This is a genomic window from Buttiauxella sp., assembly GCF_049686335.1.
GTDB lineage: Bacteria > Pseudomonadota > Gammaproteobacteria > Enterobacterales > Enterobacteriaceae > Buttiauxella.
In genome coordinates, this window is sequence record NZ_JBAVHX010000009.1 from 324,843 (window position 1) to 351,465 (window position 26,623).

Genomic DNA, 26,623 nt, shown 5'->3' on the forward strand with positions numbered 1-26,623 from the left:
TAATGAAATGGCAACAACGTGTACAAGTGACTACAGGCCTAAGCTGCTGGCAAATAATGCTGCATCTTTCTGTGCTTTGTGCGCTGCTCGTTGGCTGGAAAACCGCCACCCTCATACCGGTCGGCATTGGGTTATGTGCGCTGTATCTCGCGACAGTCGTCCTGATGTTTGCCCTGCAAGGTGTTCGTACAGGGCGCTTACGTAACATTGGTGATTTTCTTGAAGAGCTGACCACCACCTGGTATTTCGGCTCAGCGATGATTGCGTTGTGGCTGTTGTCACGCGTCGTCGAGAATAAATTCCTTCTTGCAGGCGCGGGCCTTGCCATGATTGCCGGGCCGATTATCTATTCGCTGATCGTTAAAGATATGCCCAAAATAGTTCGAGTTGCAGGAAGGCGATGACGCAGTGAGCCCCCAGGAGCTTACTTGAGTAAGTGACTGGGGTGAGCGAGTAACACCAACGCACATGCAACTTGAAATATGACGGGCATCAGGCGATTTTGCGCCGAAACATCCAGTACGCCGCTGAACCGGTCGTGGCCGCGATAACCAATAGCGGCCACACACTTCCCCAGACAATGTCAAAACTCGCGTTCTTCAAATAAATCTGCTTGGTAATGTCGGTGAAATGCCGAATCGGGTTCGCCCACGTCAGGTTCTGCAACCACACCGGCATGTTTTCCACCGGCGAGACATATCCCGACAGCAAAATGGCCGGCATCATAAAGACAAACACGCCGATAAACGCCTGCTGTTGCGTCGAGCAGAGCGCCGAAATCAGTAAACCAAAGCCCACCAACGACAAACCGTAAATCAGCATCGTGAAGTAAAACAGCAACAGCGAGCCGGAAAACGGAATGTGATAACCCCAGATCCCGACACTCAGCACGATAGTCGCCTGGCCGATAGCCACGATTTGCGCGGGCACCGCTTTGCCGACAAAAATCTGCCAGGTGGCCAGCGGGGAAACTAACAGTTGATCGAGCGTACCTTGCTCGCGTTCACGCGCAACGGAAAGCGAGGTCACAATCATCACGCCGATGGTGGTGATCATCGCAATCAACGACGGCACCACAAACCACTTATAGTCCAGATTTGGGTTATACCAGTTGCGCACCACCAGCTCGCTGTTGTTCGGTTTTGGTTGGCCGGATATCAATTCCTGTTGGTAATTTTTCACAATCTGTTGCAGGTAGTTTGCGGCAATCTGCGCACTGTTTGAGTTTCGCCCATCCAGAATGATTTGCAGTTTTGCGGGCTGCTGGCTGGCGATATCGCGTGAGAATTCCGCCGGGAAGCGAATCAGCAGCAGCGCTTTCTGGTTATCAATCGTCGGCTGAATTTCCTGCGGGCTTTTGAGCAACAACACGTGGCTAAAAGCTTTGGCTCGGGCAAAACGTTGAGTCAGTTCCACCGAGTGGCTGCCGTTATCTTCGTTATAAATGGCGATAGTGGCGTTAGTCACCTCAAGGGTGGCGGCGAACGGAAACAGCACCACCTGCAACACTACCGGCAAAATCAAAATCGCGCGGGTTTGCGGCTCGCGCAGCAGGGATTGCAGTTCTTTGCGAATTAATGTCCAGAGTCGATATAACATCGCTTTCCCTTAATCAAGACGGCGTTTGGTTTTCATCGCCGTCAGGCCGATAAACATCACCGCCGAGGCAATTAAAAACAGTGTGTTGATCACTAACACGGTCGTAATATTCCCCGCCAGAAACAGGCTTTGCAGCGTGCTGACAAAATAACGCGCCGGGATCACATAGGTCACCGCGCGGATAATGGCGGGCATACTGTCTATCTGGAAAATAAACCCGGACAACATAATCGACGGCAGGAACGCGGCATTTAACGCGACCTGCGCGGCGTTAAACTGGTTGCGCGTAATAGTGGAAATTAATAACCCCATGCCAAGCGTACTGAGCAAGAAAAGGCTGGTGATGAAGAATAAAATCAATAATGAACCGCGATAAGGCACGCCGAGAATAAACACCGACACCAGCATACACAGCAGCATCGCCAGCATCCCCAGCACGTAATAGGGCAGCAGTTTGCACAGCAGCAGTTCGGTGCGCGTCACCTGAGTTGAGAGCAGCGCTTCCATGGTGCCGCGCTCCCATTCACGCGCAACGACCAGCGACGTAAGAATCGCGCCAATCACCGTCATGATGATGGTCACCGCGCCGGGAATAATAAAATGCTGGCTGATGGCTGCGGGGTTAAACCAGTAGCGCAGCTGCACGTCGATCAGCGGTTCAAATTTTTCGCCCCGGTCTTCCGCCCGTTGCTGCTGCCAGATTTGCCAGATACCTTCCATATAACCCTGAACGAAGTTGGCGGTGTTCGGTTCGCTGCCATCGGTTATCACCTGCACGGGAGCCGTGGCACCCACTCGCGCCATGTTTTGCGCAAAATCGGTTGGGATCACCACCAGACCGCGAATTTTCCCCGCCTGCATAAGTTGAATCAGATGCTGACGGTTATCGCTAATGGTCGGGTCGATGTAAGGCGATGCGGTAATGGTATGGGCGAAATCCAGCGCTTCTTCGCTTTGCTGTTCCAGCAAAACCCCGACGCGCAGGCGGCTTGAGTCCAGGTTGATACCGTAACCAAAAATAAACAGCAGCAGTAACGGGATCACCACCGCAATCAACCAACTGCTGGGGTCGCGCACAATCTGGCGAGTTTCTTTCACGCACAGGGCACGAACCCGCCGCCAGGAAACGGCCTGATTATGCTCACGCATTTTCATGCTCCTTATCCCATTGATGGATAAGCGTAATAAACGCCTGTTCCATGGTTGGGTCAGTTTGCTCATCATCAGCGGCTTGCTCTTTCAGGTCATCCGGCGTGCCACTGGCAATCAGCTTGCCGCGATACACAAGCCCAATACGGTCGCAGTATTCCGCTTCGTCCATAAAGTGCGTGGTCACCATAACGGTGACGCCTTTTTCCACCATGCTATTGATATGCAACCAAAATTCACGACGGGTGATGGGGTCGACGCCTGAAGTCGGTTCATCAAGAAACAAAATGTCCGGCTCATGCATTAACGAACACGCCAGCGCCAGCCGTTGTTTAAACCCTAGCGGCAGCGCATCCGTGGCACTGTTCATTATCGGTTTCAGGCTGAAGGCTTCGCTCATCCGGTTAATCTTCTCCTCCTGAGCTTTGCCGCGCAGGCCATAAACGCCGGAGAAAAAGCGCAGGTTTTGCTCAACGGTCAGATTGCCGTACAGCGAAAATTTTTGCGCCATGTATCCCAGATGCTGACGTGCTTTGCCGGAACTGGTTTTGAGATCCATATCCAGCACCAGCGCTTTGCCAGAAGTCGGCACCAGTAGCCCACACATCATCTTAAAGGTGGTGGACTTTCCGGCGCCGTTTGGCCCCAGCAGGCCGAAAATCTCACCGCGCTGGACGGTGAAATCCACGTTATCGGTAGCCGCAAAGTCGCCAAACTTTTTAGTTAACGCTTCGGCTTTGATGACCGTCTCGCCCTGCGTGCCTTCCACGGTATGCAGAATTTTGCCCAGCGGAGATTCTTGTGTGGCCGCGCCGCCCAGCAGGTCAATAAAGGCATCTTCAAAACGGGGTTCAGTTTGTGAAATGCTGTCGGGTGGCACATCAAGTGCGTGGCTGAGTTCATCAACAGAGGCGTCTTTGGCGAGGATCAGGCGTACCGAGCGACCCTGAATTACGCCATCACTGACCTGTGGCAATTTGAGCGCGCGTTGCAGCAACTTGCGGTTATTTTCTTGTTGATGGTTCACCAGCAGCGAGCGCCCGGCCATTTGCTGAGTCAGCTCTTTAGGCGCACCGTGGTAGAGCAGTTCGCCTTCGTTCATCAGCAACACATCGCGGCACTGTTCGGCTTCATCGAGATACGACGTGCTCCACAGAATCAACATGCCGTCACCCGCCAGCTCATGCACCATTTGCCACAGTTCGCGGCGTGAAATAGGGTCAACGCCGACGCCGGGCTCATCAAGCAATAACACTTTAGGCTGGCCTACCAGCGTGCAGGCGAGGCCGAGTTTTTGTTTCATGCCGCCGGATAACTTCCCCGCCAGACGCGAGGTAAACGGGCCGAGGGCAGTAAATTCCAGCAGCCGCTTAAACGTCGCTTCACGTTCATGCCCGGTGACGCTGCGCAAATCGGCATACAGCGTCAGGTTTTCCATCACGGTTAAATCTTCATACAGGCCAAATTTTTGCGGCATGTATCCCAGAACCGCATGCAGAGCGCGGTCATCCTTCACCGGATCCAGCCCAATCACCGACGCACTGCCTTCGCTTGGCTTTAACAGACCTGCGAGCATGCGCATCAGCGTGGTTTTCCCGGCACCATCCGGGCCTACCAGACCGGTGACCGCACCCGTGCGGATTTCACATTCCAGGCTGGCCACTGCCGGTTTTTGCATGCCAGGGAACGCTTTCATCAACCCTTGCAGGCGGATGATGCCTTCCTGGCTATTCATGGGCGTTCTCGTTATTGAATTTCACCGTGACAGGCATCCCCTGGCGCAGTGCGTCGTCGGCATCAGTGACAATAATCCGCAGGCGATACACCAGATCGGTACGCAAATCCGGCGTTTCGACGGTCTTCGGTGTGAATTCAGCGGTCGGGGAGACAAAACCAATTTTGCCGTGATACGCCTTATCCGGGCGGCCATCGGTGTAGACCAACAGCTCGGTGCCAGGTTTTGCCTGGTTGAGGCTTACCTCGTTAACGTACGCGCGCACCCAAACCGGGCGGGTGAGGGAGAGGGTTAATACTGTGCTTCCGGCATTAAGCATGCTGCCGGGTTCCACGGCACGGGTGAGCAACGTACCATCCGATGGCGCAATAAGCGTGGTGTCCTGCAGGTCCAGTTGTGCCTGGGCGAGCTGGGCTTTCGCTTGTTGCAGACTGGCCTGTGCCTGGGCAATTTCCTGCGGACGGTTACCTTTACGGTACTGGCTTAACTTATCGCGCGCCGCTTTCAAAGTCGCTTTGGCCTGATCGCTTGATGAACGCGCGTTTTCCAGTTCGTTGGCGGAAATGACGCGTTGTGCCCACAAACCTTGCTGGCGTTGATAAAAGTTCTGCGCGTAATCGAACGCCGCCTGTGCCTGATTCACCTGGGCTGCAACTTGTGCGATCTCTTCGTCACGATAACCGGCGATAATCAGGTCAAACTTGGCCTGCGCTGCCGCGACATTGGCTTGCGCCTGGAGCAACGCGTTTTGATACGGCCCCTGGTCCAGCTCGCCAAGGATTGCTCCGGCCTTAATCGCATCCCCTTCATCTACCTGCAAGGCCGCAAGACGCCCGCCCACGCGGAAGCTTAAATTCACGGTACGAATATCAACGTTGCCATACAACGTCAGCTCTTTATCCTGCTGACTCTGGTACCACATCCAGCCGGCTATGCCCGCTGCAATCAGCACCACAACTGCCACGATAATGATCGGTTTCTTACTCTTCATTGCCGTTGTTTCCTTGTTGGCTAGCTAAACCTTGCAGAATAAAATCGATATGGCTGCCTACCACATCACTGATTTTTTTAACGTTTTCACTATCAAAGGTTGTCCATCCCGCTCGCAGCAGAATGGTTTCTCGACCCAGACGGAAAGCCAGAACCTGCCCGAGCAGTGCGTGAGTATGGAGAATCGTTTCGGTGTCATCCGGGCGACGACCGGTATAACGCCCCACGAGGCTGGTGAGATGAGCGTGCATGGGCTCAATGACCTGCTGGTGAATAAGCTGATAAGCAGGGGTTGGCGAGAGCTGCTCGCGGGAGATAAATTTGCTGAGATTCAGCGTCTCATCGGCAGTCAGCAGGATAATCATGTGATTGCAGGCGGTATGAATCAGCTGGCGGATCTGTGGTTTATCGGTTTGTGGCTGGCTGAGAATCGCCTCGGCGCGTTCAACATGAGGCTTAAAATTATGCGTGATGAAGTCCGCTATCCATTGCGCGCAGGCCATATACAGCTCTTCTTTCGAGCCAAAATAGTAGGTAATGGCGGCAATGTTCTGCCCGGCGAGGGCGGCGATATCGCGCGTGGTGGCATGCAATCCGTACTCACCAAATTGCGCGAGAGCCGCCGCAATCAGCGTCTTTTTGGCTTGTTCGCCGCGAGTAGTGACAGGCGTCGGTGTCGCGTTCATACCGACCTCTTAAAAAGTTAATCAATCGATTGATTAAAAGTAGTCTTGTTATCTTTATCTGTCTAGCCCGTCGCATTTATCTTGTGAATGCATCGAAAAATAGAATTTGTGCGCAAAGTCACAAAACCTGTTACACTGCGCGGCTTACGGCACCGTGGTTTGTGCCCCTCTCTCGCGCCAGAATGACTGGCGTCATATGAACCCCTGGAAACTACACCGCACCTCGCGGTCAGGGCGATTCTGGAGTACCTATGTCTTTTGATTCTCTCGGCCTGAACGCCGATATTCTGCGTGCAGTGGAAGAGCAAGGCTATCGTGAGCCTACCCCTATTCAACGCCAGGCAATTCCGGTCGTTTTAGCCGGTCGTGACCTGATGGCCAGTGCCCAAACCGGTACCGGCAAAACCGCAGGTTTTACCTTGCCGCTGTTGCAGCGCCTGGTTGATAAGCAGCCGCATGCGAAAGGCCGTCGCCCGGTGCGCGCGCTGATCCTGACGCCAACCCGTGAGCTTGCCGCTCAGATTGGCGAAAACGTGCGTGACTACAGCAAATATTTAGATATCCGCTCGCTGGTGGTTTTCGGCGGCGTGAGCATTAACCCGCAGATGATGAAACTGCGTAGCGGTGTCGATGTGCTGGTGGCAACACCTGGCCGTCTGTTAGATCTGGAACACCAGAACGCCGTGAAACTGGACCAGGTAGAAATCCTGGTGCTGGACGAAGCCGACCGTATGCTGGACATGGGCTTCATCCATGATATTCGTCGCGTACTGGCCAAACTGCCTGCGCGTCGCCAGAACTTACTATTCTCCGCGACCTTCTCTGACGATATTAAAGGCCTGGCTGAAAAGCTGCTGCATAACCCAGAAGAAGTGTCTGTCGCGCGTCGTAACACCGCGTCAGAACAGGTCACTCAGCACGTTCATTTCGTTGATAAGAAACGTAAAAGAGAACTGCTGTCGCAGATGATTGGTGAAGGCAACTGGCAGCAAGTGCTGGTGTTTACCCGTACCAAACATGGCGCTAACCACCTTGCAGAACAGCTGGGTAAAGACGGTATCACCGCTGCCGCGATTCATGGTAACAAGAGCCAGGGCGCTCGTACCCGTGCATTAGCTGATTTCAAAAACGGTGGCATTCGTGTGTTGGTTGCAACCGACATTGCTGCACGTGGCCTCGATATCGAAGAGCTGCCGCATGTTGTGAACTACGAACTGCCAAACGTACCGGAAGATTACGTGCACCGTATTGGCCGTACTGGCCGTGCAGCGGCAACGGGCGAAGCGCTGTCATTGGTTTGTGTTGATGAACATAAACTGTTGCGTGATATCGAACGTCTGCTCAAGCGTGAAGTTCCGCGTATGGCGATCCCAGGCTACGAAGTGGATCCGTCAATTCCAGCCGAACCTATCGTTAACGGTCGCCAGCAACAACGTGGCGGCGGTCGTGGTAATGGCGGCGGTCAGGGCCAGGCTCAACGTCGTGGTGGCAATGGCGGCGGCGCATCGTCCGATCGCAGCAGTGCTCCGCGTCGTGCATCACGCCCACAGGGTGAAGGTGCAGCAAAACCGGCTGGTGCTAACGGACGTCGTCGTCCAGCGCGTAAGCCTGCTTCAGCATAATTAATTCGTCACGCCCTCACCCTAACCCTCTCCCCCAGGAGAGGGGACAGTCTGATTTTCTCCCTCTGCATCAGGAGAGTGGGACAGCCTGGTTTTCTCCCTCTGCATCAGGAGAGTGGGACAGTCCGGTTTTCTCCCTCTCCCCCAGGAGAGGGGACAGTCCGGTTTTCTCCCTCTCCATCAGGAAAGTGGGACAGACTGGTTTTCTCCCTCTGCATCAGGAGAGAGGACAGCCTGGTTTTCTTCCTCTCCATCAGGAGAGGGGACAGTCCGGTTTTCTCCCTCTCCATCAGGAGAGTGGGACAGTCCGGTTTTCTCCCTCTCCATCAGGGAGAGGGGCGGGGTGAGGGTGGTTTTAAGACTCATTCGAGAGGTGCTAATATAGCGCCTCTTTTTTTTACCGGAAAAACGTTATGCGCGTGCTACTGGCACCAATGGAAGGCGTTCTCGACTCGCTCGTTCGCGAACTGCTGACCGAGGTGAATGACTACGACTTGTGTATCACCGAGTTTTTGCGCGTGGTCGATCAGCTTTTGCCGGCAAAATCCTTCTATAAGCTTTGCCCGGAGCTGCATCATGCCAGCCGCACCTCTTCCGGGACCTTAGTGCGCATTCAGTTACTGGGTCAACATCCGCAATGGCTGGCTGAAAACGCCGCCCGCGCCGTGGAACTGGGTTCCTGGGGCGTGGATCTTAACTGCGGCTGCCCATCCAAACTGGTGAACGGTAGCGGTGGCGGCGCAACACTGCTCAAAGATCCCGATTCAATTTACCGTGGCGCAAAAGCGATGCGTGAAGCGGTGCCCGCGCATTTACCGGTTACGGTTAAAATCCGCCTCGGCTGGGACAGCGACGCGCGTCAGTTTGAAATTGCCGATGCCGTGCAACAGGCCGGTGCCACCGAGCTTGTGGTCCACGGGCGCACCAAAGAAGATGGTTATAAAGCCGAGCGTATTAACTGGGCGGCGATTGGTGAAATCCGTAAACGTTTATCGATTCCGGTGATTGCCAATGGTGAAATCTGGGACTGGCAAAGCGCGCAAGATTGCATGGCTGCAACAGGTTGCGATTCTGTCATGATCGGGCGTGGCGCACTGAATGTGCCGAACTTAAGCCGGGTGATTAAATATAACGAACCGCGTATGCCCTGGCCGGACGTCGTTAAATTACTGCAAAAGTACAGCCAGCTGGAAAAGCAGGGCGATACCGGTATGTATCACGTGGCACGTATCAAGCAATGGCTTGGCTATTTGCGTAAAGAATATATTGAAGCCACAGGGTTATTTACTGAGATCAGGACGTATAAAACATCCGCGGAAATTAGCCAGGCAATTAAAACTTTATAATTAAAGGAATCGCTAATCTAATGGAGTTAAAAGCAGAGGGCGGTCACAGAGTTTTTAAATAAACATTGCCAAAGGTTTGTTGGCGATTATTATCTCCGGCGTAAGATATTACTGGATTGTTACTGCATATGCAGGCAAAACCTGATTCCCATTTGTAATGGGGGTCGGGTTTTTTTTGTTTTTTTCACAAGACAATTCGCAATTACGTTACTGATTGCCTGACATCTGGGGATTTTTATATGGATATTAAATCACATTGCCTGGTCACGACATTATTAATGGCTCCTCTGGCCTTTCCATTTAATGCACAAAGCAGCACTAAACTCTCCATAGAGCAGCGTCTGGAATGGTTAGAAAAGGATTTGCGGGAAACCAAAAAAGAACTCCAATATTATAAATCACAGGAGGAAATTAATCGCAGAAATATTTCTTCAATGAATGTATTAACCAGGCAAACCAGCCGACCTGATGAAGTATTAGTCGCAACAAATACGCCATCAACCTCACCGTCATCTGATAATACGACGTCAAACGTTTCGGCGATGACCATGAGCGACCTTAGCAAATTTGTGAAGGAGGATATTGGCTTCAGCTATAACGGTTATTTCCGCTCGGGCTGGGGAACCACCACGGAAGGCGCACCAAAATCCTGGGCTATCGGTTCATTAGGGCGCCTGGGGAACGAATACAGTAACTGGTTTGATTTAAAGCTATCACAGCGGGTCTATAACGAAGCGGGTAAAACGGTTCATGCGGTCGTACAACTGGACGGTAACGTCGGCCAGCAATATTCCGCAGGCTGGTTTGGCGATAACGCGGGTAACGAGAATTACCTCCAATTTTCCGATCTTTATGTTAACACTAAAGGCTTCTTACCTTTTGCACCTGAAGCCGATTTCTGGGTCGGGAAGCACCAGTTACCAATGTATGAAATCCAGATGCTGGACTGGAAAACGCAACGCACCGATGGCGGTGGCGGCCTGGGAATTCAGGACATGAAACTGGGTAGCGGGAAGCTGGACATTGCGTTAATTCGTGAAGACGTGGACGGTTATAATCAGGATCTGAGCCAGTCGCAGAAACTGAATATTAATACTATTGATGCGCGTTATAAGTCGATTCCGTTATGGGATAAAGCTGAACTTATGGTTAATGGGCGCTATGCCATGGCGAACCAGAATGACACGCAAAACAATAATGAAGACAATAATGGCTATTATCGCTGGAAAGATACCTGGATGGTTGGCACGGCGTTGAAGCAGTATTTTGACAACGGCGGGTTTAACGAATTTAGTTTGCTGGTCGCAAATAATTCTCTGGCGAGCAGTTTTGCCCGTTACTCAGGTTCAAGCCCTTATACTTCCTTTAATGGGCGTTATTACGGTGAGCATACTGGTGGTGCCGCTTTAAGAATTGTCTCACAAGGTGAAACCTATTTAAGCGACAATATTATTTTAGCTAATGCGCTGGTTTATTCACGTGGTGAAGATGTTTATAGCTATGAAACGGGTGCCCACACTGACTTTGAAAGCGTTCGTGCCGTCGTTCGCCCAGCCTGGATCTGGAATAAATATAACCAGACGGGAATTGAATTAGGTTATTTCAACCAGCAAAATACTGATAAATCTGGCGATGAATTTACTGAATCCGGTTATAAAACTACGCTCTATCACGCATTCAAGGTTAACACCAGTATGTTAACTTCACGTCCGGAAATACGTTTCTATGGCACATATATTCACTCGCTGAATAATGAGCTGGATAATTTTAGTTTTGCGGATGAGAAAAACGACCAAATTGCCATCGGCGCTCAGGCTGAAGTGTGGTGGTAAAAATGGATGATGTTCATGAAGAAAATAATGGATGAAATAAGGAAATATGATGAAAATTAAGCTGCATTATTTATCATTATTTGTTGTGGGGCTGCTGGGCACGCCACCCTTTCAGGCGTTAGCGCTACCTGCTACACCGGCCGCAACAGTGCCGGTTAGCCAATATGTTACGAGTCTCAATAGCGATAACTCCGTGACGTACCGTTTGTTTGCACCCAAGGCAAAACGCGTTTCGGTGGTCGTCGGCAGTACGCCAGACAACCAGGTGACTCAGGATCTGCAGCGTGATGAATCCGGAGTCTGGTCCTGGACCAGCGCCGCGCTTAAGCCAAATCTTTACGAATACTATTTTGATATCGATGGCTTTCGCAGCATTGATACCGGCAGCCGCTTCACCAAGCCGCAACGCCAGGTTAATACCAGTCTTATTCTGGTTCCCGGCGGCATTTTAGATGAGCGCGCCGTGCCGCACGGCGACCTGCGTAGGTTAACCTATCATTCAAGTGCGTTGCAGGCTGAGCGCCAGATTTATGTCTGGACGCCGCCGGGATACAAAGCGGGCGGTGAGCCACTGCCGGTGCTCTATTTCTATCACGGCTTTGGCGATACTGGCCTGTCAGCCATCACTCAGGGACGCATTCCTCAAATCATGGATAACTTACTGGCGGAAGGCAAAATTAAGCCCATGCTGGTTGTCGTGCCGGATACCGAAACTAACATCCAGCAGGCAGTGGCAGAAAACTTCCCGCCCGTTGAGCGGCGCAAAGATTTCTATCCTCTTAACGCGAGTGCGGCAGATAAAGAGCTGATGCAAGACATCATTCCGCTGATTGACAGTCGTTTTACCACGCGCAAAGAGGCGGCGGGCAGGGCGCTGGCGGGCTTATCACAAGGCGGTTATCAGGCGCTGGTTTCTGGAATGAGCCATCTGGAGAGTTTTGGCTGGCTGGCAACATTTAGCGGCGTGACGACCACAACCGTGCCAAATGAAGCCGTTTCCCGTCAGCTCACACAACCGAAGGCGATTAACCAGCAGTTGCGTAACTTCACCCTTGTGGTGGGGGAAAAAGATGGCGTCACGGGTAAAGATATCGCCGGTCTGAAAAGTGAACTGGAACAACAAGGGGTGAAGTTTACTTATAAACTCTACCCTGGGTTGGGACACGAAATGGATGTCTGGCGACCCGCGTATGCGGAATTTGTTCAGCAGTTATTCGTCAGTCCACATCAGTAAACTCGCGACAGCCGTCACGCTTTGCTATACGTGGCATTGAGAGGCGAAGCTAAACTGGTAGAGTGGCCGGAGTGGATTGTTACTGCTTTTGCAGGCAAAACCTGATTTTCTGGCTCCGGTCGGATGTCAGGTTTTTTTTGTTTCTGAGGTATGGGTGAGTACAGATGAAGATCGCCAAAATACTCAATAACAACGTAGTGGTGATTCTGGACGAAAACGGACGTGAGCAAGTGGTGATGGGGCGCGGTCTGGCCTTTCAGAAACAGGTAGGTGCGCTGCTTGAAGAGGATAAAATCGAGAAGGTTTTTGCCCTGAAAAGCGATGAACTGGTGGCCCGTTTAGGCGAATTACTCAGCCAAATCCCACTGGAAGTGATGACCACGTGCGATCGCATTATTGAGATTTCGCGTCAGCGACTCGGCAAATTGCAAGATAGTCTGTACATCACGCTGACGGACCATTGCCATTTTGCTATCGAGCGGCAAAAAAAGGGTGTGGCGATCCGCAACGTGCTGTTGTGGGAAATTAAGCGTCTCTATCCCAAAGAGTTTTTGCTCGGTCAGGAAGCGCTGGCCATCATTGAAAAACGGCTGAATGTGCAACTGACGGAAGATGAAGCAGGCTTTATCGCGCTGCATCTTGTTACCGCACAGTTGAACAGCGAAATGCCTGAAGTGATGCACGTTACCCGCGTGATGCAAGAAATTTTGCAGATAGTTAAATATCAGCTACGGTTTGAGTATGACGAAGATAGTTTGAGTTATCAGCGCTTTGTTACGCATCTGAAGTTTTTTGCCCAACGTATGCTGAGTCGCAACGTGGTGGCAGATGATGATGTGACGTTACATGCAGCGGTGAAAGATAATTATCCTCAGGCCTGGCGCTGTGCTGAAAAACTCAGCCGCCATTTGCTGACGGAATATCAGCGAGAATTAACCACAGAAGAAATTATGTTCCTCGCGATTCACATCGAGCGGGTGCGCAAAGAGAGTCTTAAAGTTTCATAGCGGCGTGCCGAAAGGCCGACGATAACAAAAACGGATTGTTACTGCTGCGGCAGGCAAAACCTGAGAACGGGTTTCCCTTTATGGGAAATCCGTCTCAGGTTTTTTTTTTATTTACTCAGACACATATGCCGAAAGGTGAAAGGAAAGAATGATGGGATATCAAGAAGTTGCGAGAGATATTCTGACCCATGTCGGTGGGCGAGAAAATATCGTTAGCCTGGTTCACTGCGCCACGCGGCTGCGTTTTAAGCTGAAAGACCCTAAAAATGCCGATGCCGAAGCGTTGAAAAAAAATCCTGGCGTGATCATGGTTGTGGAAAGCGGTGGGCAGTTTCAGGTGGTGATTGGCAACCATGTTCATGATGTTTACAACGCAGTACGCACGGAGGCAGGGATCACCGACGATAGCGCTCAGTCAACCCAGCAATCCAGCGAAAAAGTCAGTTTGCTCAGCCGCTTAATTGATATCGTCTCGGCGGTATTTACCCCTTTTATCGGCGTCATGGCGGCCTCCGGTATCCTCAAAGGTTTGCTGGCACTGGCTGTCGTTTTCGGCTGGCTGGCGGTGGATAGCGGCACCTACAAGCTGTGGTTTGCGGCGAGCGACTCACTGTTTTACTTCTTCCCGCTGGTGCTCGGTTACACCGCCGGGAAGAAGTTTGGCGGCAACCCGTTTGTCACCATGGCGATTGGCGGAGCACTGACGCACCCGGTGGCGATGCAGGCGTTTGATGCCGCCAGCCAGCCGGGCGCAGTAACGGAATATTTTCTCGGTGTGCCGATAACGTTCATTAATTACAGCTCATCGGTTATCCCGATTATCTTCGCCGCCTGGGTGAGCTGTTGGGTGGAAAAACAGGGTAACAAACTGCTGCCGTCAGCCGTGCGAAATTTCTTCACCCCGCTGTTTTGCCTGGTGATAACCGTGCCGCTGACTTTTCTGTTGATTGGTCCTGCCGCAACATGGCTAAGCCAGATGCTCGCTCACGGTTACCAGGCTATTTACGCGTTTGCCCCGTGGCTTGCGGGCGGGTTTATGGGGGCAGTCTGGCAGATTTGTGTCATTTTCGGCCTGCACTGGGGGTTAGTCCCATTGATGATAAACAATCTCAGTGTGCTCGGGCACGACACGATGGTGCCGTTATTATTGCCCGCCGTGATGGGTCAAGTGGGGGCAACGTTGGGCGTATTGCTACGGACCAGGGATAAGAAACTCAAAGTGCTGGCGGGTTCAGCGGCCACTGCGGGGATCTTTGGCATCACCGAGCCTGCGGTCTATGGCGTGACGTTACCCAACCGCCGCCCCTTTATCTTTGGTTGCGCAGCGGGTGCCGTGGGCGGCGTGATCGTCGGCTACTGCCAGACCAGCGTTTATTCATTCGGCCTGGTGAGTATTTTCACCTTTGCGCAGGTTATCCCTCCTGCTGGAGTGGATATCAGTGTTTGGGGGGCGATTATCGGTGCGGTTGTGGCGCTGGTGCTAGCCTGTGTGCTGACGTGTGTTGCAGGTTTACCTCGTAGCGAAACCGATGAGCCGAAGGTTGAGGCCGTGCGCGAAAACGACATCCTTGCGCCGATGAGTGGAACGGTTCTCGCCATGAATCAGGTGCCGGACTCCACCTTCGCCAGCGGTTTACTTGGCGAAGGTGCGGCCATCATTCCGCTGACAGGCAAAGTTATCGCTCCGTTTTACGGTGAAGTCGCCTCGTTATTCCAGACGCGCCATGCCATTGGTTTGCTTAGCAATAGCGGCATTGAAATGTTGATTCATATTGGTATTGATACCGTGAAACTGAACGGGCAATTTTTCACCGCGCACGTAAAAGTGGGAGACAAAATTAAACCCGGCGATTTGCTGATTGAGTTCGACAGGCAGGCGATTCTGGATGCCGGATATGACCTCGCCACACCAGTCATTATCAGTAATAGCGACGAGTACGCGAGTGTGACGCGAAACACCAACGACCATGCTGTTGATTCTGGCATGCCGTTCCTGACGGTTCTAAACAAAGGAGAAGTAAATGAAAGCATTTCCTGAGACGTTTCTGTGGGGCGGCGCAATTGCCGCAAATCAGGTTGAAGGCGCATGGCAGGAAGACGGGAAGGGAATTTCTACTTCCGATCTTCAACCCAATGGTGTGTTAAGTCCGACCGTTGACCGCAAACCGGGTGATTTTGGCCTGAAAGATATCGCCATTGATTTCTACCACCGTTATCCGGAAGACATCGCGCTGTTTGCGGAAATGGGGTTTAGCTGCCTGCGTGTTTCGATAGCCTGGACGCGGATCTTCCCGAACGGTGACGAAACTCAGCCCAACGAAGCAGGCCTTGCTTATTACGACCGTCTGTTCGATGAACTGGCGAAACACAATATCACGCCGATGGTCACGCTTTCGCATTACGAAATGCCGTGGGGGTTGGTGAAAAACTACGGTGGCTGGGGCAATCGCGAGGTCATTACTTTCTTCGAACGTTATGCGCGTACTGTATTCACCCGTTTCAAAAACAAAGTGAAACTGTGGCTGACGTTTAATGAAATCAATATGGCGTTACACGCGCCAATGACCGGTGTTGGGCTGCCAGAAAACAGCACTAAAGCCGACATTTACCAGGCGATTCACCATCAACTGGTCGCCAGTGCGTTGGCCGTGAAAGCGTGCCACGAAATTATTGCTGATGCGAAAATGGGTAATATGCTGTTGGGTGGCCTGATGTATCCGCTTAGCTGCAAACCAGAAGATGTACTGGAAACCATGCAGGAAAACCGTAGCTGGCTGTTCTTCGGCGACGTGCAATGCCGTGGCGAATATCCGGGCTACATGCTGCGTTATTTCCGTGATAACAACATCAATGTGGAAATCTCAGACAGTGACCGCCAGGCGCTAAAAAACACCATCGACTTTATCTCCTTTAGTTACTACATGTCCGGTTGCGTCACCGCCGATGAAGAGCTGAATGCTAAAGCGCGTGGCAATATTTTGAATATGGTGCCAAACCCGCATCTGGCGAGCTCCGAATGGGGCTGGCAAATCGATCCCATCGGTCTGCGCATTCTGCTCAACAAGTTGTGGGATCGATATCAGAAGCCGTTGTTTATTGTTGAAAATGGCTTAGGGGCGAAAGACAAACTCGAAGCCGATGGCACGGTGCATGATGATTACCGCATCAGCTATCTCAACGACCACCTGGTGCAAGTGGGCGAAGCGATCGAAGACGGCGTTGAGGTTCTGGGTTACACCTGCTGGGGGCCGATTGATTTGGTGAGCGCGTCAAAAGCTGAACTCTCGAAGCGCTACGGCTTTATTTATGTGGATCGAGACGACCAGGGCAACGGTACGCTTGCACGTTCACGTAAGAAGAGCTTCAACTGGTACAAAGAGGTGATTGCGACGAATGGGGCAAGTTTGAAGGAGTGATTTGAGGGCGCCCTCACCCTAACCCTCTCCCCCAGGAGAGGGGATTGACGGTGTTCTCCCTCACCCCCAGGAGAGGGGATTGACGGTGTTCTCCCTCACCCCAGGGGAGGGGATTGACGGTGTTCTCCCTCACACCCAGGGGAGGGGATTGACGGTGTTCTCCCTCTCCCTCAGGGAGAGGGGATTAATGGAGCGTTTTTCCCCCTCTCCCTCAGGGAGAGGGCCGGGGTGAGGGTTGTTCTAGCCCACCATCCGCTTAATAAACCCACGCACCCACATCAACGCCGCATCACTGTTATGGCGCTGGTGCCACAGCAATGCCACTTCAAACGGAGCCATCTCCAGCGGGACGGGGCTGCTTTGTAATCCCCATATTTGCTGCCAGTTTTCACACAGGCCCTGCGGTACAGTTGCAAGCGTTGGCATATGCCTAAGCAGGCCCGGCAATGCCGAAAAATGCGGTGTGGTGTAGCTAATTTCCCGCTTCAGACCTTGTTTGGCTAACAGCGTATCGATATGACTGCTAGCCGCTTCGCGGTAACTGACTAATACATGCTGTTGCGCAGCATACACCTCAGCCGACAGCGGGGCTTCGAGCTGTAATTGCGCGGGGTGCCACAGGGTAACAAACTCCATCGACGTCAATAATTCACGCTCCATCCAGCGCGCAGACTGAGTTGCTACGCTGATGGCCATATCCAGGTCACCCCCTTCCAGACGTTGTGCATCGGTAAAAGGGTCGCTGCCGACCACATTCAGACGCACACCTGGAGCATGTTCTCGCAATGCCGGCACCAGCCGCGGCATCAGCCACATTTCTACCCAATCGGTCATGCCGATAGTGACCGTCGCTTTGGCATTAGCCGGGTTGAATTCTGCCTGCTGGAACAGCGCACTTTGCAATTGCTCAAGCAATGGCATCAGCTCGGTGTGCAGTTCTGTGGCCCGCGCCGTAGGCTGCATGCGATGACCGCTGCGAATAAACAACGGGTCGTCAAACATTTCACGCAGGCGGGCGAGCGAACCGCTCACCGCAGGCTGGCCAAGATGCAGTTTATCTGCCGCCAGCGACACGCTCTGTTCGCGAAATAACACCGCAAAGGCAATCAACAAGTTAAGGTCGATTTTACGGAAATCACTTTCTTTGATAGTCATTATTTCTCCAATCAATTGGAGTGATAATAAAGCCTCACCAATACTGTCCGCAAGTTGAACCGACTCTTTGAGGACAAAATGAAAACTGCGCTTACACTTCTGGCTCTGGCATTCAGCAGCACTTAAATCGCCAGTACCTTCGCCGAACCGTTGCCCATCACTAAACAACAGGCTCCTGGCTACTACCGCATGATGCTGGGTGACTGGCAGATAACGGCGCAGGTCCCCTGTTTGGCGAGGCGGGCGGACATACGCCAGGCAGCGTGATTGGGTGGCTGCGGCGCATATTGCGTTTCCAGGATTTGGGCATGTTAATAAAGAGGGGAACGGGTATCGATGGGTGGCGGTCAATTACAGTGCTAAGGCCGATTAATAACAACGATTAATAACAAAAGGGTGCCACAATCGTGGCACCCATTGTCATCAGAAAATCATTTTAAACACGCCAGTTACGACCAGTAAGCCAATAATAAAGATAATCAGAATTGCCCATAAAAGAATTTTCATCAATGCTCCCTATCTTATGGCTAATGTTTATTGAGTATAGTCAAGGATATGGAGTTGCGCGGGGAGTTGCCTCCCCTAAACGGAAATTGAGATTAATCGAGGGTCATTAGATTAGCGGTTTACGTGCCGCAAGCAGGAAAATCATCGGACGTTCTTTTTCTTCGTCAAGTGCCGGGTTTAGCGCGATTTGCTCAGCGCTCGGGCCCCATTCATCGAGTTTTTCGATAATAAAGCCACTGGCAATCAGCGCGTTTATCCAGCTCGACAGTTTGCGATGCTGCTTCTTCACGCCATCGGCAAACCAGTTACTGATGCGCACGCCTTCCTGCTGATAATGATTAACCGGCCAGGATTTTTGCCCGGTTTGATCGGCAAGCCATCCCTGATTCAGCGGTGCGGTATAGACTGGATGTTCCGCCGAAAACACCAGCATGCCACCGGGTACCAGAGCCTGGTAAAGGGTGCTAAATAGCGCCGGAATATTTTCCAGATAATGCAGCGCCAGCGAGCTGTAAACCAGATCGACACTTTGCACATCTAACTGCAACTGCTCGAGATCTTCGCGTCGATAAACGATACCTGCGCCGGTTGTCATCTCCTGCGCTTTCTCCAGCATTTTTAACGAGACATCCAGCCCCACAACTTGTGCAGCACCCTGGTCGCGCGCATAGCGACAAAACCAACCGTAACCACAACCTAAATCCACCACAGATTTACCCGCAAGCGTGGGCAGCATTGTTTGCATAGTCGCCCATTCTGGCGCGCCATCCAGCCCTTTAATTGAGCGGTCGAGGGTGGCGTATCCTTCAAAGAAAGCCGGGTTATCGTAAATATTCTGCGTCATTGCAACTCCTGTTCGCAAAGCCGTTATTGGCAGGAGAAGTCTAGTGAAGTTATCAGCCTGGGGAAAGGCTTCCCCAGGCTGACGGCTGCGCTTTACCTGTCAGAACCAAATTTCCGACTGTACGCCGAAGTTCCAGTTCCCGCCGGCGGTGAAGCCCGTGCTGCCGAAATCATCATTGATGGCATAATGATCCAGCTCTTTTGACCAGTTCATATACGTGGCAAAGAAGCGAATTTCTGGGCGAGCTTTAATATCAAAGACATTGCCGACTTTAAAGGTAGGGGCAAAGGTCAGTTTGTAGAAATCCCCTTTTACCGCCTGATAGTTATAGGTTGAGCCGTCCGAGGTGTAGCTTCGGCCATTCGGATCTAAATCCATATATTGCCAGGAGGCCTCATAAAGCAGGGCGAAGTTTTGCGTAATGGCCTGTGACGCGCGCAGGTTAAAGGTTGCCCAATCGTAACGATCGCCATCGCGATAACGGTCCTCACTGTGCTGGGCAATAACCGATGGAGCCAGCTCCCAGTTTTTACTCACTGGCACGATGCCGTAAGAGGCAAAGCGTAAGGATTTCGCATTCTCGGTTAAATCCCCGTCGCTGCCAGGCTGGCGAGCTTCTGCACCCAGGCCACCGCCATATTGTAGCGCTGTCTCAGAAACACCTGGGGTCAGGCCATAGAACCTGGATTTATCATGGTAGGCCAACATCGCGTAATACCCATTTTTGGCGGTATTATCGCTGCGCAAAGCGTAGCTTCCGGTGGTTGAGGTGTTGTCTTTTAAGTCGTCATTTCCTTGCGCGGTCATGCCGGTTAACATCAATTGCCAGTTGTTATAGAAGTTATTGGCCGTAAACATCAGGTTCTGAATGTCATTGTCGTTGTAATTATCGCTGCCGAGGTCGCCAAAATTACGCCCGTAAACGTTAAAGTCAGATTTTAATTTATCTGTCCACTGCACATCATTTATTCCTCCCCCGGTTCCACCGAGGAACATAATATCGCTGTCCGTAAAGTGAATGTCGAAATTATCACGGTCAAAGCGTTTGCCTGCCCATAATATGGCATGTTCCGCGACGCCACCGAAACTTGCCAGATCACCCATTTCGACATACAGCTGACGAATATTGATATGATGGCTGTCATTATCCTGAACCCATGGGTCAGGGTTATTAGCCCCATCGGCCAGCATGGTTTTGAAATGTGCCCATGAACCGTCATCAAAACTCATTTTTTTATTGAAACTTAATTCGACGTAATTATCTTTTTCATTGCCGAGGCGGCCGACATGCGCGTCCCCATTTAATGAACTTGCGGGTGAAACTCCAGGCCCACCGCGACCGCCTTTCCCATGCTCATTAATCAGCAGCCCTGAACGGGCGTAGGCGGAAAACTCAAAGCCGTCATCACGTTTATTTTTTTCCACCGTTTCGATCTGTTGCGTTTGTTTTTCTTGTTTCTTCGTTACCTGCGCAAGCTGTTGTTCGGCGGCGATGGTGCGCTTTTCTGCTTTATCAGCCCGGAGCTTTGCTTCACTCGCTTCTCGTTCGGCCTGATTTAATCTCGACTCCAACAATGCCAGTCTTTGTTCTATTGATAAGGGCGTTGATGCCTGAACTGAGGAGTAATAGCCCAGCCCAAAAAAGGCGCAGAGGATCCCTGCGCGAATCTTTGTGATACGCATGAATTAATTCCTTGTAAAAACCAGAGGTATTTTTTTAATTAAACTTCCTGATTACATCGCACGACTCTTATTTAAATTAAATGCAGGGTCTGTATTGGGTGCGTTAATACCAGAATCTAAATCGGCACGGATTTTTTCGTAATGGTCATCGAGTCGATAAAATTTACCTATCCAGAACATGGAGACGACAATTAGCGCCGCAGGAATATAGAGATAACAGGCTTTGATCGCGAATAAAGCATCAACGCTTTGCGCGTGATTCGCCACATAACCGCTGGCGGAGAGCATAATTCCGGTAATAGCGCCTGCACCCGCCATCGCCACTTTGCCCAGGAAACCATTAATGGAAGTTAAAATTCCGGCGGTATTAATTCCGGTTTTCCAGACGCCGTAATCAACCGGGTCCGCCTGCATTGAGAAATAAATCGCGGTACGTTGCCCAGCCCCGAGTGACAAAATAACCGCCCCTGCGACCAGTGCCATTACGTTCACGCCGGCGAAAATCATCACCGCCATACCCGCCAGGTTAATCGCCGAGGCGATAAGATAGACGTGGCGTTTTTTCATGCGTTTTGCCAGCAATGGAACCGTCAGCGTGCCTAATAACGGTACGAAGGTGGAGATCCCGGCCACCAGCGCGGTTAATTCGCTATTGCCGACGTAGTAATTAAAGAAGTACACCAGTGCGCCCGTCTGGAAGAAAAAGGCTCCCCACATCAGGAAAATATTCACTGCAAAAACAAACCACGGCGGGTTATTGCGCAGGCTGACCCAGGCACGTTTTAAGGTCATCTTTTCTGAGGTGATATTGATTTTCTCTTCGACATTGCGAAAGCTAATCAGCAAAAAGAAGGTCGCGATCACACCGAATACCATCGCGGTATATAAGAACCCGTGCTCCTGATTGCCCTGGCCCAGCGCTTTTACCAGCGGCAACGTGGCGACGGCGACAATCGTCGAACCTAGCGAGCCCAGCAAAATGCGTACCGTTGAAAGTGTGGTGCGCTCTTTGGATTCACTGGTCAGGAAGGGCAGCATCGCGCAGAACGGGATGTTGACGATGGTATAGAGAAACGACAGGCACAAGTAGGTAATGAAGGCGTAAATCAACCGACCTGTGGTGCCAAAATCGGGTACGTAAAATGCCAGTACACACAGCAAGCCGAAAGGCACCGCACCAATCAGCAGGTAAGGGCGGCAGCGGCCCCAACGGGTGCTGGTGTTATCAATCACCAGCCCCATCAGCACATCCGCGACGCCATCCACCAGACGCGCCACGAGGAACATCAGGCCAACATAATAGGCGGGTAGCCCCATCACATCGGTATAAAAGTACATCAGGTACAACGAGATCATTTGCCACACGAGGTTGCAGGACAAGTCCGCAATGCCGTAGCCGAAGCGTTGCCGCCATACAGTAGAGGTAGACATAAGTAGGTTCTCGACGTTGTTGTTTTACAGTAGGTACTTTCTAATGAACCACGAAGGAGTGCAGCTCCAGGCGTGGCAATAGCTGTTGATGAGCTTGCTGCCATAAGGGGAAAAATCAGGCCGTAGCGGATCAAAAAGCTCCCAGAAGGTATCGGCTCCGTGTTCCACCATCGCCCCCCAGTAGCGTTTGATCTCGTGAGTGGCTTGCTCTCGTTCATTCACCTGCAACAACGCCGCGACGTAATGATGCATCATGTAGGGCGTGTTCATCTGAATTTCCGGTGGATGAATTAACAGCCTGGCTAGCAACTGGCGCTGGCTTTCCGGCGTGCCGACATCTGCCAGCACCAGCCAGACCTGCGAAGCGCAGGAAATTTGCCGCGATTCACCACTGACGAAAAAGCCGCTTTTTGGATCCCAAAGTTCGCGCAGTGCCGCACATTTGAGTGTCGTAATCTGGGCTTCAAGCCATGTGACTTTGCTGCTGTCATAAGTACGCGCCAGCATTAACGCTTTGTTCATGCAGTAGATCAGTACTCCCTGAGACGCCGCTTGCTTGTTGAGGTCTTCGTGCCAGTCAATAAATGACCACCAGTCGCTGCTGTCACGCACGATACCGTTTCTGTCCACTCGCTCCATTGCCAGTTCGATTTGCCGCCAGGCGAGCGGCCAAAGTTGCGCCAGTGTTTCGCTGTCATCAGTCGCCGCGACGTACTCTTGCAGGACATCGACAAAAAACAGTGCGTAATCGAACAGGAAAGTATCGTCAGCAATCACCTGCGGCTTAACAAAAATATTCGCCGACACCATGCCATCTTCCCGCGTCATGGCAGCGAAAAGATAAAGACAGCGTTTGACCAGAGCGTAATTTTGCACCGTCACATCATTCACCAGCGCTTGCAGGCGCAAATCACCGAGCCACAAACGGCGGTCGCGTTTTGGCCCGTCTTCAAACACGTCGTGCATGCAGTTTTTCAGGGTGTTAACGGCCACCTCATCAATGCGTTTTAACTGAAGGTCCACGGTTTCGCAGGCGGGCAGGGTGGCAAGCGATGCGGAGGTGATGGTATCGAGCTTCAAAGCGGTAAAACGCAGCTGGAATTTGCGTGACAGCGCCAGAACGTTAATACGCAGGTAGCGGCAGCAGTAACGACGTGAAAGTCGCGTACGGCCTGGCAATTCATCCAGATAACAGTCCTGCTGCTGGAGCCAGCTACTGCTCAACCAACCGTTATATTCAGAAAAAGGCTCAACCACTTCTGCGAGCGTTTCGCCAAAGATAAATTGCAGATGCGCAGGAGCATCTGGCGGGCTGCCGACCGCTTCGCAGGCAAACTCCAGGTAACCGACGCAATGCTTGCCGAAATCAATAATCACGTGCTCGCCCTGCGCGAAATCGTATTGGAAGAAATGCTCTGCGCTGTTCACGACATCCGCTCGCCAACCGTGAATTTGCTGCGCATCCGGCTGCGCGCTAATCATCGCCTGGGGGAGAACATCATGGTGATAGAGTTCAGGAATCAGTTCCTGCGCTTTGGCCAACATAGGTGGATGACGAACCATCTTTAGATGGCCATTTTTCTGCAATGCCTGTGACATACCGAGCCCTTAATGATGAAGCAATGAGGCGAGTGTAGAGGGCAACTCTGTTTGTCATCTATTCTCAGGCTGCCAGTAATTGTTAGTGAATGGCATTTTCAGTGGGGTGCAGTGGTTGGTTGTCACAATTTGAAAAATCGGGATCGTTATTTAGGCCGGAGTGTTTTATTTTTCCCCCAGTCCAGAGTGGTGGGTTTTGCGAGAACGTCATGATTAATAAGTTAGAAGTCAGTAAGTATTTTCCCGATGAGCAGACCAAGCTTTCTCTATATGCCAGCGACCCGGAAGACAACAACTGCGAGCATAGCCATAGCTTTCAGGAACTTGTGATTGTTGAGGAAGGGCACGGCTTGCATGTGATAAATGGCAAACCGATTTTTATCCAGCAGGGCGATGTATTTTTTATTGGCCAGAACGATGTTCATTTTTACGATGAACTGGGCACCTTAAAGCTCATCAATATTTTAATTAATCCGCAGCTGGAGTTTGTTTATTTAACCGGAATAGAACAATTATTGAACCGTATTGCGGGCAACACGGCGGCAAATTACGGCTGGCTTACGCCGGAATCTAAAGCGCAGTGCAAACGGCTGATTAACGACATTTTCCGCAAGGAGATAGCGGGCGCTGACAATCAGGCTTTAAAAGAGTCGCTGTTTTTTACCTTAGTGACGCAAATCATTTATGCGCAGTCGCAGGCTGAATACAGCAATACCCGCTACAAACTGCATAAGTTACTCAGCTATTTGCAAGAAAACTGCTTTAACGAGATTGACTGGCAGCAACTGGCAAACCAGTTTCATCTGACTCAGCGCACCACGTCACGTCATATTAAAGAGGTGACGGGGCTGACGCCGGAAAATTACCTGAAGCGCCTGCGTCTGGTCTCGGCGCGAGTCAAGCTCAAGGAAACCGACATGACGATCACCGAAGTGGCTTTCTTGTGTGGCTTTGCCAACAGCAACCATTTCACCACCTCGTATAAGAAAGTGTTTGGCGTAACGCCGAGTGCTGAGCGCAAACGGGTGGAAAGGTGAAGTCCTGTCAAATTTAATCACTATAGTGATACTTGCTTAGGTTATTTTTAGCCTGGTAATAGTGATATCAGGAAACTAGTTTCAAATTGTATCCCTTATTAACTATCCGTGTATTGCCACTGATACCTAAACTTTTGCCATAGAGAATGCGTAACCTGAGCGCTTTCTTTTACTTTATGGCTACTTATGACTTCCTCACGTTTCCCTCTCGCGGCGACTGGCGTTGCGCTGATGTTCGTTTTGTCAGGTTGCGCACCGATGCACAATGACGATGCCCCTCTTGCTCAAAAGACGCCTCCACAGCAACTCGATACCAAACTTCCTCCTGAGCTGGCGCATGGCTGGCCGGGTAGCGACTGGTGGCGGGGTTATCATGACAGCCAGATAAACCGTCTGGTGGAACGTTCGCTCAAAGACTCGCCGGACCTTGCCGTGGTGCAGCAGCGTATTAAGCTTGCCCAGGCACAAACGCAGATGCAGGAAGCCAGCGACGGCCCGCAAATGGATTTCTCGGCCAATCTTGAGCGCCAGAAAATGTCTCAGGAAGGGGTGATGGGGCCGTTTGCCCTGACTGATCCCGCAGCAGGCACCACCGGCCCGTACTACACCAACGGTAATTTTGGCCTGACCGCCAGTTGGGATCTGGATTTGTGGGGCAAGAATCGTTCAGAAGTTGAAGCCAGAGTGGGGGTTATGCGAGCCAAGCAGGCCGAACTTGCGCAGGCGAAACAGGTGATTTCAGCCAACGTCGTACGCCTGTACTGGGATATGCAAACGTTACTGGCGTTAAAAGACGTTAAACAACAAACCCTGGCGGCGCAGAAGAATATCGTCAATGTCGAGACCAGTCTGTACGCCAAGGGGATTAACTCGTCGGTTGATGACGTAGAATCCAGTATTGATTTCGTGAAAACCCAGCAGCAGATTGATGACATCGACGGGCGCATAAACATCGCGAAAGCACAGCTCGCCGCCCTCACTGGTGATGCCCATGCAGCCGCAAATATTAAACCTGCGCCGCTGCCTAAAGTCAGTAGCCATGTGCCAGATCATATGGGTTACCAACTGCTGGCTCGCCGTCCTGACCTTCAGGAAGCGCACTGGTACATCGAATCTTCACTCAGCAGTGTCGATGCGGCCAAAGCCGCATTTTATCCTGACGTCAACCTCAGCGCCTTCCTGCAAAATGATGCGTTGCACTTAAGCGATCTGTTCCGTGGCTCTGCCCAGCAAATGGGGGTGATTGGTGGCTTAACTTTGCCAATCTTCGACAGTGGCCGGTTAAATGCGAACCTCGATATTGTGCGTGCACAAAGCAACTTGTCGATTGCCAGCTACAACAAAGCGGTAGTGGGCGCAGTCAACGACGTTGAAAAAGCGGCGAGCCAACTGAATGCGGTTGCGGCTGAAAATGAGCATCAGCTCACCATCATGAAAGGGACGCAAAAGCTCAAAGCCCTGGCGCAAGCGAAGTACCACGCGGGTATTATTTCCGGTGCGCGAATGAGTGCGGCGACATTGCCGGACTTGTCAGAACAGGCGCGCGCCATCCAGCTGCATGGCCAATGGTTAAACGCGGATGTACAGCTTATTTCCGCATTAGGCGGCGGTTATCAGGCAGCTAAGGCATAACGGTTTATGTCGGATGTCGCGGCGCTAATCCGACCTGTGAATGAACGGATTTTGTCCGGGGATTAGCGTTTGCGACATCCACCGTCATCACCTCCTATAATTAGAATTTGGTCAAAAAA

The 26,623-nt window shown here is 51.7% G+C and carries 21 protein-coding genes and 1 pseudogene; 11 read left to right on the top strand and 11 right to left on the bottom strand.

Annotated features, from left to right (window positions below):
- The first annotated feature begins 2 nt into the window (after positions 1 to 2).
- Positions 3 to 404, top strand: a complete 402-nt coding sequence (locus tag WBL83_RS08500; RefSeq protein ID WP_424588724.1) for a YbhQ family protein — start codon at positions 3 to 5, stop codon at positions 402 to 404.
- An 88-nt stretch (positions 405 to 492) separates the two neighbouring features.
- Here WBL83_RS08500 and WBL83_RS08505 read toward each other — a convergent pair whose 3' ends face one another.
- Genes WBL83_RS08505 through cecR form a run of 5 tightly spaced genes read right to left on the bottom strand, consistent with a single transcriptional unit; the run spans position 493 to position 6,159 of the window.
- Positions 493 to 1,599, bottom strand: a complete 1,107-nt coding sequence (locus WBL83_RS08505; protein ID WP_424588725.1) for an ABC transporter permease — start codon at positions 1,597 to 1,599, stop codon at positions 493 to 495.
- Positions 1,600 to 1,608: 9 nt separating this feature from the next.
- A complete protein-coding gene (locus WBL83_RS08510; RefSeq protein ID WP_424588726.1) occupies positions 1,609 to 2,748 on the bottom strand; it encodes an ABC transporter permease in 1,140 nt (379 codons plus the stop codon).
- Positions 2,741 to 4,483, bottom strand: coding sequence for an ATP-binding cassette domain-containing protein (locus tag WBL83_RS08515; RefSeq protein ID WP_424588727.1), 1,743 nt, complete (start codon positions 4,481 to 4,483; stop codon positions 2,741 to 2,743). Before WBL83_RS08515 ends, WBL83_RS08510 begins: the two co-directional genes overlap by 8 nt.
- Entirely contained in the window at positions 4,476 to 5,474 is a 999-nt protein-coding gene (gene hlyD / locus WBL83_RS08520; protein WP_424588728.1) for a secretion protein HlyD, read from the bottom strand. Before hlyD ends, WBL83_RS08515 begins: the two co-directional genes overlap by 8 nt.
- On the bottom strand, positions 5,464 to 6,159 hold the full coding sequence (gene cecR, locus WBL83_RS08525) for a transcriptional regulator CecR (protein ID WP_424588729.1): 696 nt from the start codon (positions 6,157 to 6,159) through the stop codon (positions 5,464 to 5,466). The genes hlyD and cecR overlap by 11 nt, the downstream gene beginning before the upstream one ends.
- A 251-nt stretch (positions 6,160 to 6,410) precedes the next feature.
- Here cecR and rhlE point away from each other — a divergent pair, with 251 nt between their 5' ends.
- The 7 genes from rhlE to WBL83_RS08560 all read left to right on the top strand — a co-directional run bounded on the left by rhlE (position 6,411) and on the right by WBL83_RS08560 (position 16,616).
- Entirely contained in the window at positions 6,411 to 7,781 is a 1,371-nt protein-coding gene (gene rhlE, locus WBL83_RS08530; protein ID WP_424588730.1) for an ATP-dependent RNA helicase RhlE, read from the top strand.
- 413 nt (positions 7,782 to 8,194) lie between these two features.
- Positions 8,195 to 9,127 (top strand): tRNA dihydrouridine(16) synthase DusC, encoded by a 933-nt coding sequence (dusC, locus tag WBL83_RS08535; RefSeq protein ID WP_424588731.1) that lies wholly within the window; start codon positions 8,195 to 8,197, stop codon positions 9,125 to 9,127.
- A gap of 239 nt (positions 9,128 to 9,366) precedes the next feature.
- On the top strand, positions 9,367 to 10,959 hold the full coding sequence (locus WBL83_RS08540; RefSeq protein ID WP_424588732.1) for a carbohydrate porin: 1,593 nt from the start codon (positions 9,367 to 9,369) through the stop codon (positions 10,957 to 10,959).
- A gap of 49 nt (positions 10,960 to 11,008) precedes the next feature.
- Positions 11,009 to 12,193 (top strand): esterase, encoded by a 1,185-nt coding sequence (locus tag WBL83_RS08545; protein WP_424588759.1) that lies wholly within the window; start codon positions 11,009 to 11,011, stop codon positions 12,191 to 12,193.
- 164 nt (positions 12,194 to 12,357) lie between these two features.
- Positions 12,358 to 13,200 carry a BglG family transcription antiterminator LicT gene (gene licT / locus WBL83_RS08550; protein WP_424588733.1) on the top strand — a complete coding sequence of 281 codons (843 nt, stop codon included), beginning with the start codon at positions 12,358 to 12,360 and terminating at the stop codon, positions 13,198 to 13,200.
- A 151-nt stretch (positions 13,201 to 13,351) separates the two neighbouring features.
- Positions 13,352 to 15,238 carry a PTS beta-glucoside transporter subunit IIABC gene (gene bglF / locus WBL83_RS08555; RefSeq protein ID WP_424588760.1) on the top strand — a complete coding sequence of 629 codons (1,887 nt, stop codon included), beginning with the start codon at positions 13,352 to 13,354 and terminating at the stop codon, positions 15,236 to 15,238.
- Entirely contained in the window at positions 15,222 to 16,616 is a 1,395-nt protein-coding gene (locus WBL83_RS08560) for a glycoside hydrolase family 1 protein (RefSeq protein ID WP_424588734.1), read from the top strand. The genes bglF and WBL83_RS08560 overlap by 17 nt, the downstream gene beginning before the upstream one ends.
- Before the next feature lie 240 nt (positions 16,617 to 16,856).
- Here the strand turns inward: WBL83_RS08560 and WBL83_RS08565 are convergent, their stop codons facing one another.
- A complete protein-coding gene (locus tag WBL83_RS08565; protein WP_424588735.1) occupies positions 16,857 to 17,771 on the bottom strand; it encodes a LysR family transcriptional regulator in 915 nt (304 codons plus the stop codon).
- A gap of 253 nt (positions 17,772 to 18,024) precedes the next feature.
- Between WBL83_RS08565 and WBL83_RS08570 the strand changes: the two are divergent.
- A pseudogene (locus WBL83_RS08570) lies at positions 18,025 to 18,144 on the top strand (MBL fold metallo-hydrolase); the annotation flags it as partial.
- 50 nt (positions 18,145 to 18,194) lie between these two features.
- Here the strand turns inward: WBL83_RS08570 and yohP are convergent.
- The 5 genes from yohP to WBL83_RS08595 all read right to left on the bottom strand — a co-directional run bounded on the left by yohP (position 18,195) and on the right by WBL83_RS08595 (position 23,835).
- A complete protein-coding gene (gene yohP / locus WBL83_RS08575) occupies positions 18,195 to 18,278 on the bottom strand; it encodes a small membrane protein YohP (protein WP_124023456.1) in 84 nt (27 codons plus the stop codon).
- 106 nt (positions 18,279 to 18,384) lie between these two features.
- On the bottom strand, positions 18,385 to 19,122 hold the full coding sequence (locus tag WBL83_RS08580) for a class I SAM-dependent methyltransferase (protein WP_424588736.1): 738 nt from the start codon (positions 19,120 to 19,122) through the stop codon (positions 18,385 to 18,387).
- 99 nt (positions 19,123 to 19,221) lie between these two features.
- The gene (locus WBL83_RS08585; protein WP_424588737.1) at positions 19,222 to 20,805 is read right to left on the bottom strand and encodes a carbohydrate porin; all 1,584 of its coding nucleotides are present in this window, start codon (positions 20,803 to 20,805) and stop codon (positions 19,222 to 19,224) included.
- A gap of 51 nt (positions 20,806 to 20,856) precedes the next feature.
- Positions 20,857 to 22,236 (bottom strand): glycoside-pentoside-hexuronide (GPH):cation symporter, encoded by a 1,380-nt coding sequence (locus tag WBL83_RS08590; protein ID WP_424588738.1) that lies wholly within the window; start codon positions 22,234 to 22,236, stop codon positions 20,857 to 20,859.
- Between the two features lie 24 nt (positions 22,237 to 22,260).
- Entirely contained in the window at positions 22,261 to 23,835 is a 1,575-nt protein-coding gene (locus WBL83_RS08595) for a sugar hydrolase (RefSeq protein ID WP_424588739.1), read from the bottom strand.
- 212 nt (positions 23,836 to 24,047) lie between these two features.
- Here WBL83_RS08595 and WBL83_RS08600 point away from each other — a divergent pair, with 212 nt between their 5' ends.
- A complete protein-coding gene (locus WBL83_RS08600; RefSeq protein ID WP_424588761.1) occupies positions 24,048 to 24,872 on the top strand; it encodes a helix-turn-helix domain-containing protein in 825 nt (274 codons plus the stop codon).
- Positions 24,873 to 25,058: 186 nt separating this feature from the next.
- Complete coding sequence (mdtQ, locus tag WBL83_RS08605) at positions 25,059 to 26,504, top strand: multidrug resistance outer membrane protein MdtQ (protein WP_424588740.1); 1,446 nt, start codon at positions 25,059 to 25,061, stop codon at positions 26,502 to 26,504.
- Positions 26,505 to 26,623 lie beyond the last annotated feature (119 nt).

Excerpts from the sequence above, each read along its gene's own strand:
- WBL83_RS08580 (WP_424588736.1), bottom strand. The coding sequence starts at position 19,122 with ATGACGCAGAATATTTACGATAACCCGGCTTTCTTTGAAGGATACGCC.
- WBL83_RS08505 (WP_424588725.1), bottom strand. The coding sequence starts at position 1,599 with ATGTTATATCGACTCTGGACATTAATTCGCAAAGAACTGCAATCCCTG.
- mdtQ (WP_424588740.1), top strand. The coding sequence starts at position 25,059 with ATGACTTCCTCACGTTTCCCTCTCGCGGCGACTGGCGTTGCGCTGATG.
- WBL83_RS08595 (WP_424588739.1), bottom strand. The coding sequence starts at position 23,835 with ATGTCACAGGCATTGCAGAAAAATGGCCATCTAAAGATGGTTCGTCAT.
- dusC (WP_424588731.1), top strand. The coding sequence starts at position 8,195 with ATGCGCGTGCTACTGGCACCAATGGAAGGCGTTCTCGACTCGCTCGTT.
- WBL83_RS08590 (WP_424588738.1), bottom strand. The coding sequence starts at position 22,236 with ATGTCTACCTCTACTGTATGGCGGCAACGCTTCGGCTACGGCATTGCG.
- WBL83_RS08565 (WP_424588735.1), bottom strand. The coding sequence starts at position 17,771 with ATGACTATCAAAGAAAGTGATTTCCGTAAAATCGACCTTAACTTGTTG.
- hlyD (WP_424588728.1), bottom strand. The coding sequence starts at position 5,474 with ATGAAGAGTAAGAAACCGATCATTATCGTGGCAGTTGTGGTGCTGATT.
- cecR (WP_424588729.1), bottom strand. The coding sequence starts at position 6,159 with ATGAACGCGACACCGACGCCTGTCACTACTCGCGGCGAACAAGCCAAA.
- WBL83_RS08515 (WP_424588727.1), bottom strand. The coding sequence starts at position 4,483 with ATGAATAGCCAGGAAGGCATCATCCGCCTGCAAGGGTTGATGAAAGCG.
- rhlE (WP_424588730.1), top strand. The coding sequence starts at position 6,411 with ATGTCTTTTGATTCTCTCGGCCTGAACGCCGATATTCTGCGTGCAGTG.
- WBL83_RS08545 (WP_424588759.1), top strand. The coding sequence starts at position 11,009 with ATGAAAATTAAGCTGCATTATTTATCATTATTTGTTGTGGGGCTGCTG.
- WBL83_RS08500 (WP_424588724.1), top strand. The coding sequence starts at position 3 with ATGAAATGGCAACAACGTGTACAAGTGACTACAGGCCTAAGCTGCTGG.
- WBL83_RS08540 (WP_424588732.1), top strand. The coding sequence starts at position 9,367 with ATGGATATTAAATCACATTGCCTGGTCACGACATTATTAATGGCTCCT.
- yohP (WP_124023456.1), bottom strand. The coding sequence starts at position 18,278 with ATGAAAATTCTTTTATGGGCAATTCTGATTATCTTTATTATTGGCTTA.
- WBL83_RS08585 (WP_424588737.1), bottom strand. The coding sequence starts at position 20,805 with ATGCGTATCACAAAGATTCGCGCAGGGATCCTCTGCGCCTTTTTTGGG.
- WBL83_RS08560 (WP_424588734.1), top strand. The coding sequence starts at position 15,222 with ATGAAAGCATTTCCTGAGACGTTTCTGTGGGGCGGCGCAATTGCCGCA.
- licT (WP_424588733.1), top strand. The coding sequence starts at position 12,358 with ATGAAGATCGCCAAAATACTCAATAACAACGTAGTGGTGATTCTGGAC.
- WBL83_RS08510 (WP_424588726.1), bottom strand. The coding sequence starts at position 2,748 with ATGCGTGAGCATAATCAGGCCGTTTCCTGGCGGCGGGTTCGTGCCCTG.
- bglF (WP_424588760.1), top strand. The coding sequence starts at position 13,352 with ATGGGATATCAAGAAGTTGCGAGAGATATTCTGACCCATGTCGGTGGG.